Origin of the sequence: Spiroplasma endosymbiont of Lariophagus distinguendus (assembly GCF_023846195.1) — a bacterium.
Lineage (GTDB): Bacteria > Bacillota_I > Bacilli_A > Mycoplasmatales > VBWQ01 > Spiroplasma_E.
In genome coordinates, this window is sequence record NZ_JALMUW010000041.1 from 1 (window position 1) to 9,967 (window position 9,967).

Annotated in this window: 9 protein-coding genes; 3 read left to right on the plus strand and 6 right to left on the minus strand. The window is 24.6% G+C overall.

Annotated elements, in window-relative coordinates; translation table 4 throughout:
* On the minus strand, positions 1 to 258 hold a 258-nt coding region (locus M0D11_RS04140), incomplete at its 3' end, for a hypothetical protein (RefSeq protein WP_252320365.1).
* A 254-nt stretch (positions 259 to 512) separates the two neighbouring features.
* Positions 513 to 1,931, minus strand: a complete 1,419-nt coding sequence (asnS, locus tag M0D11_RS04145; protein WP_422397100.1) for an asparagine--tRNA ligase — start codon at positions 1,929 to 1,931, stop codon at positions 513 to 515.
* Between the two features lie 181 nt (positions 1,932 to 2,112).
* Here asnS and M0D11_RS04150 point away from each other — a divergent pair, with 181 nt between their 5' ends.
* The 3 genes from M0D11_RS04150 (at position 2,113) to tsaE (ending at position 4,127) form a co-directional block, all read left to right on the plus strand.
* Positions 2,113 to 2,649, plus strand: coding sequence for an NUDIX hydrolase (locus M0D11_RS04150; RefSeq protein WP_252320369.1), 537 nt, complete (start codon positions 2,113 to 2,115; stop codon positions 2,647 to 2,649).
* A gap of 18 nt (positions 2,650 to 2,667) precedes the next feature.
* Positions 2,668 to 3,561: a nicotinamide riboside transporter PnuC gene (gene pnuC / locus M0D11_RS04155; RefSeq protein WP_252320370.1), complete on the plus strand. Its 894-nt coding sequence runs from the start codon at positions 2,668 to 2,670 to the stop codon at positions 3,559 to 3,561.
* A 95-nt stretch (positions 3,562 to 3,656) separates the two neighbouring features.
* Positions 3,657 to 4,127: a tRNA (adenosine(37)-N6)-threonylcarbamoyltransferase complex ATPase subunit type 1 TsaE gene (tsaE, locus tag M0D11_RS04160; RefSeq protein ID WP_252320372.1), complete on the plus strand. Its 471-nt coding sequence runs from the start codon at positions 3,657 to 3,659 to the stop codon at positions 4,125 to 4,127.
* Positions 4,128 to 4,135: 8 nt separating this feature from the next.
* Here tsaE and M0D11_RS04165 read toward each other — a convergent pair whose 3' ends face one another.
* From M0D11_RS04165 to ileS, 4 genes are read right to left on the minus strand one after another with little or no spacing between them, the layout of a single operon-like run.
* Positions 4,136 to 5,494: a rhomboid family protein gene (locus tag M0D11_RS04165; RefSeq protein WP_252320374.1), complete on the minus strand. Its 1,359-nt coding sequence runs from the start codon at positions 5,492 to 5,494 to the stop codon at positions 4,136 to 4,138.
* On the minus strand, positions 5,494 to 6,417 hold the full coding sequence (locus M0D11_RS04170) for an RluA family pseudouridine synthase (RefSeq protein ID WP_252320380.1): 924 nt from the start codon (positions 6,415 to 6,417) through the stop codon (positions 5,494 to 5,496). The genes M0D11_RS04165 and M0D11_RS04170 overlap by 1 nt, the downstream gene beginning before the upstream one ends.
* Positions 6,305 to 7,012 carry a signal peptidase II gene (gene lspA, locus M0D11_RS04175; protein ID WP_252320376.1) on the minus strand — a complete coding sequence of 236 codons (708 nt, stop codon included), beginning with the start codon at positions 7,010 to 7,012 and terminating at the stop codon, positions 6,305 to 6,307. Before lspA ends, M0D11_RS04170 begins: the two co-directional genes overlap by 113 nt.
* A gap of 31 nt (positions 7,013 to 7,043) precedes the next feature.
* Positions 7,044 to 9,806 carry an isoleucine--tRNA ligase gene (gene ileS, locus M0D11_RS07240; protein ID WP_252320378.1) on the minus strand — a complete coding sequence of 921 codons (2,763 nt, stop codon included), beginning with the start codon at positions 9,804 to 9,806 and terminating at the stop codon, positions 7,044 to 7,046.
* Positions 9,807 to 9,967 lie beyond the last annotated feature (161 nt).

Genomic DNA, 9,967 nt, shown 5'->3' on the forward strand with positions numbered 1-9,967 from the left:
TTCCACATCATTTTTAATAGTTATACCTTCTTTAATAATTTTATTTTTTAAGTCATTAATTTCAGTTATATATGATGAATTTGGTAAATTAAAAGTTGCTGTTATTACTCATGGGATATCTATTTTTTTAGATGCAACTGCATTATGGTAAGCATTTTTTAAAAATTCTTGTAATTCTTTAGAAAAAATGGTTGCTTTTGAACTATTGTAAATTGAGTGTTGAACATTAATTAGATCTTTTTGATTATAATCAATCATTATTTCTAAATTTAAACGTTTACTTTTTAATTTAAAAGCTGATAAATCAATTTTTACTTATATTAATTATTTTTTACATTGTTTTTATAATTTCATATGACTTTGGCATATAAATATCCTTTCTTTTTTTAACTTATTAATAATTATTTAATACTAAATTAATTATATATTATGTTGGATTTTAATGTAGTAATAGGAGTTTTAAATAACATTATAAGTTTAATTTAAAAAGATATTATTAAAATATTATTATTTTAGAATAATAAGTTATTTGGTGTACGAGGAAAAGGAATAACATCTCTAATATTATTAATACCAGTAATAAACATTAAAAATCTTTCTAGACCTAAACCAAAACCAGCACTTGGTGCATATCCATATTTTCTTAAATCAAAATATCATTGTAGATCATTACCCTCAATTTTGAATTGGGTTTTATTTTTTAGTAATTGTTCATAATTATCTTCACGAACAGAACCACCAATTAATTCACCAATCCCTGGCACTAATAAATCCATAGCTGCCACTGTTTTTTGTTGTGGATAATTACTATCAATTGGATTAAGTTTCATGTAAAAAGCTTTGATGGTTTGTGGATAGTTAATAACAAAAGTTGGCTGTTTAGTTATTTCTTCACATAAATATCTTTCATGTTCTGATTGTAAATCAATTCCTCATTTAATTTCATTAAATTCAAATTTTTTTCCTTTTTTTTGTGCATTTAAAAGTAATTCAATTACTTCTGTATAAGTAATAACTTTAAAATCAGATTTAAAATCGGCAATTTTTTCTAATTTTTCAATTAGTGATTGTTCATTTTTAGTTTCTTGTTTTTGTTCTAAAAATTTTAATTCAGAATTACAATTATTTAGAACATCTCTAATAACAGTTTTTATTAGTTTTTGGGCTAGTATAATATTATCTTGTAGATTACTAAAGGTAAATTCTGGTTCTACCATTCAAAATTCTGCTGCATGACGTGTAGTATTAGATTTTTCAGCACGAAATGTTGGTCCAAATGTATAAACTTTTTGTAAAGATTGAGCGTAGGCTTCAGCATTTAACTGACCACTAACAGTTAATGAGGCTTTTTTCCCAAAAAAATCCTTTTCATATTTATCATTAGTTATAGTAGTAACAATAAAATTTTCACCAGCACCTTCAGCATCATTAGCTGTAATAAGAGGACTATGTAGGTAAATAAATTGATTATTATGAAAAAAATTATGAATAGATCATGATACTTGATCACGAATTCTAAATAATGACAAGAAAGTATTAGTACGAACACGTAAGTGTGCATGTTCACGAAGAAATTCATTTGTATGTTCTTTTTTTTGGATTGGATAATCATTAGCGCATATGTTGTAGACAGTAGCAGTAATTACTTTTAGTTCAAATGGTTGTTTCGCATTTGGTGTTAAAATTAAATTACCAGTAATAGTAACAGCACTACCAGTAGTAACATTAGTTAAATTGTTAGTATTTTCTAAATTTGGATCATATACTACTTGTAAGTTATTAATTGAAGAACCATCGTTTAAATCTAAAAACCCAACTTTTTTACTATTTCGATTAGAACGAACCCAACCGTTAACAGTTACTTGTGTTGGTATTTTTTTAGTTTTATCGTTACTATTAATAAATAAATTATTAATTGTGTAAATCATTATTGTTCCTCCTATTTATTTTTATATAATAAATAAATTATATATTAACTATTATCTTAGTAGGGAATTATTTATGATTTTTTTCATTAATATTTGGGATAAATTTTATTTTTAGTTAGTATAAAATTTCAAATTGAATTTTAAGTTAATGTTATAATATTACTTATAGTAAAGGGGGTTTATTATGGGCAAATTTTTAAAGTTAATTACTAATGGCTTTATGACAGGTGTTAGTGAACCATGATGTAATAATGAAGGAGTTGCAGTTTTACCTTTTGTATATAAATACAATCAATATTGATTTTTATTAATGAAAGAAAAGAATCCTTTATTTGAAAATAAAAAGATATCATTTTTTAGTACTCTAACAGGTGGTTGTAAATTAGGTAAATCATCACTAGAAACTGTTAACAATGAAATTTTAGAAGAGACAGGAATTAATATTAGAAGCTTAAAACTTGATTGTATTTATAGACTTGGTAGTTACTATGCTAATAAAACTTCAATAAAAATATGACATTTTTATGCTGTTGATTTATCTAGTTTGAATTTAGATTTAAAGTTAAGTTATTTTGGTAAAGGTGATGGTAGTATTGGTGAAAATGGTATTAATGGTATTTTCATTAATGAGAGTGAACTAGATAAAGTTAATGATGCACTTACATTGGCAATTTATGGAAAATTACGATTGAATAATACATTAGTGAACATAAATAAATAAATTTAAAAGGAAGAAAATATGTTTAAAGATATAAAATTTAGATTTATAAAAAGAAAGAAAAATATAAAAGAATTTTTATTATCAATACCCAAAGATCTTAATAAAATTCCATTTTCTGCTAAAGTAGCTATTATTTGTTTAGGGATTTTTATGTTATGAAATACATTTTTTGATTTGAATCATTTTATTAATCCTAATTTATATCCTTCGGTTTGAACTATTGTAAATCGTCAAGCTTATCATCCTTGACAGCAAGTATTATTATTCTTAAATGGTATTGCTGCTTTTACTAATGTTATTTGTATAATTTTAATTTCATTTGGTAAAATTTCTAATTTTTTTTGAGGCTTTTTTGCTGTTAGTATTTATGGTTGTATTGCTTTAGTTTGAGATTATGTTGGTGATATGCAGTTGAATTTATTTTTCTTTTTGCCTTTTCAATTTATTGGCTATAGTTTATGGAAATTTCATTTAGATTCACAACAAGAAATAATTTCTAAACGTTTAAATTTAAAAACAAGTATTGTTACTATTTACTTTGCAATTGTTTTATCAGTATTTTTTTATTTTGAAATTCCTGAATTTTCACGTGTAATTTTAGGAAAATATGATTTTGATGGTAATACTTTTCAACAAGTTTTACCACATATTCTAGATTCATTAACTAATTCTTTAAGTATTGTTGCGCAAATACTAATGTTATTACGTTTTCGTGAACAATGAATTTTTTGAATAATTGTTAATATTTTTCAAATAGCTATGTATTCGGGAGTTGCTCATAATCGTTTGGATGTAAATCTTTTATTAATGTGAATTGTTGCTCTTGGTAATTCTGGTTTTGGTTTTTATCAATGATTTTTTGTAAGAAGTAAAGAAAAAGTAGTAGTTAAAAAAGAAACATATGAGCAGTAATAACTTTTAAATAAGAAAAATAATAATTTAGAAAATAAGTTATTATTTTGTATAATAGTTTGTAAAGTATAAAATAATTATCAAAGAAGGTTATTATGAAAAAAAAAGTATATATATTAAAAAATTTAGATGACACTAATACTCTTGCCAAAATAATTGCTAAAATTGCTAAACCAAATTTAATTTTATTATTAAATGGTCCGCTTGGTAGTGGTAAAACGCAAATTACTAAATTAATTGGTAATTTACTTGGAGTTAAAAATATTATTAATTCACCAACTTTTATTATTTGAAATAAGTATCAAACTAAATATGAATGAAATTTAATTCATATGGATGCTTATCGTTTAATTAATCCTCATTTAGAAGAATATTATGAAATAATGATGAATAATTTTATGATAATTGAATGATCAGAAAGATTAAAAATTAATTTTAATAATTATTCATATATTGCTATAGATTTTAAAATTATTGATATTAATAGTAGACAGATAGTTATTAATACTAATCTTCTTACAAAAGAGGAAGAAAAGTATTTATTTGATGCATTAAAAAAAATATAGAATTTTTTTTATACTTGTATGTGAAAGTAATTAAGCATAATACTATTAATAGTACTTTGACTAATTAGACCAAGTTTTTGATATTGTTTTAATACTTCTAAAGTATAATTATTATCATCAACAGGATAATAATTATTTAAACCCCAAAGTAAACCAGCAAATAATACTAATGAACCAATAGCAATTGGACTAAAAGCATAATACACAGTTATTTTACGATTATGATATCCGATTAAAGAAGCAAATAATCATCCTGTGACAAAAGCAATCATTCAATATAATAATGTCACTACTTGTTGATCAGTTATAAATCAAAATATTAACATTAATAAAATAGTTGTAAAGAAACGACTCATAATTGGAGTTTTAAATAATTTATAATTTCAAATGAAAGGTAACATTGCTCCTAATGAAATTACAGGAAAAACTCAAAATCCTGACATGATATTAATATTATCAACAACACTTTGTAAAATACCGGTTAGAATCATTGCACCAATTCAAATGAAAATTGCTTTTCATCATCCATAAAATCCTTCAACAAATCTACCAACACGATAAAACATTCAAAGTGAAAATATTAAATTAATAGGAGCTGAAGGATTTATATCATTACCAGCAAATGGATAAATTAATCACCTTCAATATTGATAAGCACCAAATATTAAGTTATGATAATTGGCACCAAAAAGCAAATGTTGTTGTTTATAATCTAATGCTAATCAATCATCTTGACTAAGATTTATAATTACTAGAAAAACAACAAGTGTAATAATAGGAATTATAAAAAGAAATCAGGTAACTGCCAAATTAGCATTAGTACATTTTTTTAATGTTTCGCTTAAGTAACGACGGTTTTGAAAATTAACTTTTTTTCAATTATCACTTAAAGTTCCAGTACCATTATCTTCATTAGTCTCTTCATTATTTTCGGTTTCAGTTTCAAGTTGGGGTAAGTCTACCTTAATAAATTTAGTAATACTAGGATAAAATTTAGATAATTCTTGAACAATTTTGTCACTAGTAGCAATAATAACATCAACCGCTGGTGACATTCGATTTTCGTTTTGGTTATCATCATTTAAAATAACCATTAAATAACGAATATCTTTAACACCTTCATCTGCTAATTGTTTATGTAAAATTTCATAAACTTCATCTTTATTTTTTAAATGGTGAGGATTAAAATTATTTTCTTTAATAATTTTAATGATATGATAAGTATTACTATCTTTATTAGTTAGATATACTTCACCTTTAACATGTAGTTTTAATTCTTTAGGAACATTAAATGGTCGATAATCTTGATGACTAATAAAATAATCAACTAATTGTAAACCTAAAATATCTAGAATATTATCATCCATTATTTAACACTTTCCTTTCGTAATAATTGTAATTTATTTTCAAAAAAATCAGGTAAATTACATTCAAAAGTCATAACTTTTTTAGTTGTGGGATGAGTAAAAGTAATGACTTTAGCATGTAAGTATTGTCCAATATTAGCATTTTCCAATTTAAACTTGCTGTATAAAGGGTCATTTACAATTGGATGTTCAATTCACTCAAAATGAACACGAATTTGGTGTGTTCGACCAGTTTCTAATTGACATTGAACTAAAGTATAGTCTTTAAATCGCTCAATAACTGTAAAATGAGTAGTTGCTTTCTTACTATTTTGTTCATTGACCATCATTTTTAGACGATTATTATTGCTTCTAGCAATAGGCGCTTTAATGGTTCCTGATCTACCTTTAATTGTACCATGAACTAATGCAATATAAATTCGTTTAATTTCATGTTTTTGTAATTGTTCTGCTAAAATATGATGACTAATTTTATTTTTAGCTACTAATAATAACCCTGTCGTTTGTTTGTCAATACGATGAACAATGCCTGGACGTAAATTATTTTCATCAATATTTTCAATTTTAGATTGGAATAATAATCCGTTAACTAAAGTATTATCTCAATTACCTGCTCCTGGGTGGACAACCAAATTATTAGGTTTGTTAATAACAAGAATTTCATTATCCTCATAAATTATTTCAAAATCAATTGCAGTTGCTTTTAAAGTGTTCTCTTTTTCATTTTTAATAATAATATTTATTTCATCATTATTTTTTAATAATAAGTTAGCTGATGAAATAGTTTTATTATTAACTATTACTTGCCCATTAGTGATTAAATTTTGGATAAAATTTCGTGAATAATGATGTTCTGTTAATATCATTGCTAAATATTTGTCGATGCGGATATTTTTGTTTTCATGATATGTTAGTTTTATCATCTTTTGATTTTCTATCATTGATGATTGTTGTGAATGTTCCGTTGTTGACTTCATTATTGTGTTCTCCAAACTTTTCTTGATAGGCATTAATTATGGTTCCAATAATTATTTGTAAAATAATAATTGTGATACCAATGGTAATAAATATATCCGCAGTATTAAAAATAGTATATGGTGGGAATAGTTGTCATAATAAAAAGTCAATAACACCACCATTATGTAAAAATCTATCGGTTAAATTACCGATTGTTCCTGCAATAACAAAACTGAGACCTAGTGCTCTGTTAATAGATTTAGTAAATAATAGTCAGGTGCTACTAGCAATTGCTACTAGAAAAGCAAAAGTTATTAGAAAGATTTTTTGATTTTGAAAAAAACTAAAAGCAGAACCATAATTAATAATAAATTTTAAATTAATAAATCCGGGTATGAATTTATATTTTTCACAAACTTTTATTCCATTTTGTACTGCTAATTTTATCATTTGATCAGTGACAATTAGAATAATAATTGCACAAAAACAAATTATTTTAGTTAATCATTTTCAATCACGTGTTTTCAAATGATTTTTAATTGCTAATCAAGAAAATTCCATAATTACTTCTTTCTAAACTAATATTAGTTATTTACATTATTAAGGATAACACTTCAAAACAACGATTACAAACATCTTCTTTTGTTTCATTAACAATTAATCAACAGCGAGGACATTTAGTACCCTCTTTTGTTTTAACATTAATAGTTCAGTCATTAACGTTGCTATTATTATAATTAATATTAACTTCACTAACAATTAATAATTGTGCTAATTCTTTTTCATCAATTGTTGATAAGATATTATGATTATCTTTAAAAATAATAGTCACTATTGTTTCTAAGGCTGTTTTAACAATTTTGTCTTTTTTAGCTTGTTCAATAACTTTATTAACTTCATTTTTAAAGTTAATAAAATATTCTCATTTTTCCATTAGTTTTGTTGGTTTGTTTAAATTTCATGGTTGTGGAAATTTTTTTAAATGAATAGAATCACTGCTTGTGTTTAAATCTTTTTTAGTTAAACTTTGGAATGCTTCTTCAGTAGTGTGTGGTAAAATAGGGGCTAATAAACCAATTAAAGTTTTTACTATTAAAAACATTGTCATTTGTACTTGTTTTCTTCTAATGTCATTTTTGCTATTAACATATAAAATATCTTTAGTAAAATCACAATAAAAAGCAGACAAATCATTAGTAACAAAATTTAAAATTAAATGATAGATAGTATTAAATTGGTAAGTTTGATAATTTTCATTAATTTTAGTCACTAATCCGTTTAATTTATTTAAAATATATTGATCAACTTCTGATAAACTATTAATAATTTCTTCTTCTGTTTTATTTTCAATAGTTTTGATATCTAAATCAAATAAATTACCTAGTAAGAAACGAAAAATATTTCTGATTTTACGATAGTTTTCACTAACTTGTTTTAAAATTTCAGTACCAATTCTTGTATCATCAGTAAAATCAACACTGGCTACTCATAATCGTAAAATATCAGCACCATTAGTATCACAAATTGATTTAACACTAATAACATTACCAATTGATTTTGACATTTTATTGCCTTTAGCGTCAGTTACAAAACCATGTGCCAGCAAGTTTTTATAGGGACTACTATTATTAGTAATAGTTCCTGTTGTTAAACTTGAATTAAATCAACCACGAAATTGATCATTACCCTCCAAATATAAATCTGCTGGTCAAGGTAAATTATTATTTTTAATAACTGCCAAGTGGGAAACGCCACTATCATATCAAACATCCATGATGTCTTGTTCTTTATAAAAAATACCATTTGGACTATCTTTATGTTGATATTTAGGTGGTAATAAATCTTTTGCTTCTTTTTCGAATCAAATATTTGAACCATGTTTAGCAAATAAATCAGCAACATGATTAATAAGGTTTATATCCATGATTGGTTCTTTTTTTTCGGTGTAAAAAATTGGAATTGGTAATCCTCAAGCACGTTGACGAGAAATGCATCAATCATAGCGATTATTTGTCATTAATAACATTCTTTTTTTTGCTCATTCAGGAACAAAATTTACTTTATTAATATTTTTAGTAAGTAATGGTTTGATTTTTTCAATAGCGATAAATCATTGTAAAGTAGCACGATAAATAACGGGTTTTTTAGTTCGTCAATCATGTGGATATTGATGTTTAAATCATTTCATACCAATTAATGTACCATTATTTTTTAAGCGCTCAACAATAATTTTATTAGTATCATCATAAAATTTATTGACTAATTGTTCATCATTGATTTCTGCTGTAAATTGACCTTGATCATTAATTGGACAAAGAATTTTGATATTATGTTTTAATCCTAAATCAAAATCTTCTTCACCAAACGCTGGAGCAGTATGAACAATTCCAGTTCCATCATTTATAGTAACATGAGAACCATGAACGATTGGAGTTTTTCTTTGATATAATGGATGTAATGCTGTTAATCCAATTAAATCTTTACCAGAAATTGTTTTAACAATTATAAAATCGGTGATGTTGTTTGCTTTAGTAAAAGAATCAATCAATGGTTGTGCAATAATATTTTGTTGTTCATTAGTTTTAATAATACTATATGTAAATTCTTCATTTACTGCTAACATTTGATTGCTAGGAATGGTTCATGGTGTTGTTGTTCAAATTATTAGTGAGGTAGGTAAGTTAAATATTTTTTTTTCATCATTTAGTAAAAAGGCAACATAAATAGCAGCACTAGTTTTTGTTAAATATTCAACTTCAGCTTCAGCTAAGGCACTTTCGCTTGATGGTGATCAATATACAGGATATAAATTACGATATACTAGTTTTTTTTCTACCATTTTAGCAAAAACTTTAATTTGTTCAGATTCATATTTTTTATCATAAGTAACATAATGATCTTCAAAATCTGTTAATAATCCTAATGTTTTAAATTGATTAATTTGATTAGCAACTTGCAGTTCTGCATATTTTTGACATTGTTTTCTAAAATCTGATACTGCTATTGTTTTACGATTAATTCCCGAGTTAGTAACTGCTGTTTCAATAGGTAAACCATGCGTATCTCAACCTGCAATATAGGGTGCATAATAATTGCTACTATTATAATAGCGAACAATAATATCTTTTAAAATTTTATTTAATGCATGTCCTAAATGTAGATCACCATTAGCATATGGAGGTCCATCATGAAGAATAAAAGTTTTCGTAGATTTTTTATTTTTGTTAATTAGTTGTTGATATATTTTTTGGTCTTGTCAATATTTTTGTAGTTGTGGTTCTTTTATAGTTAAATTAGCACGCATTTCAAAGTTAGTTTGAGGCATTAATAATGTATCTTTATAGTTTTTATTCATGTATATTATTCTCCTTTAAAATAACAAGTTTTATTTGTACTAATTATTCTTTTTTATTCTTAAATCATTATACTAGTAATTACTTGAAATTTGTATAATATTTACTTTATTTTAATAATAAGAACCTGTTTGGAATCTTTTTAATAAAACTGAAATAAAGG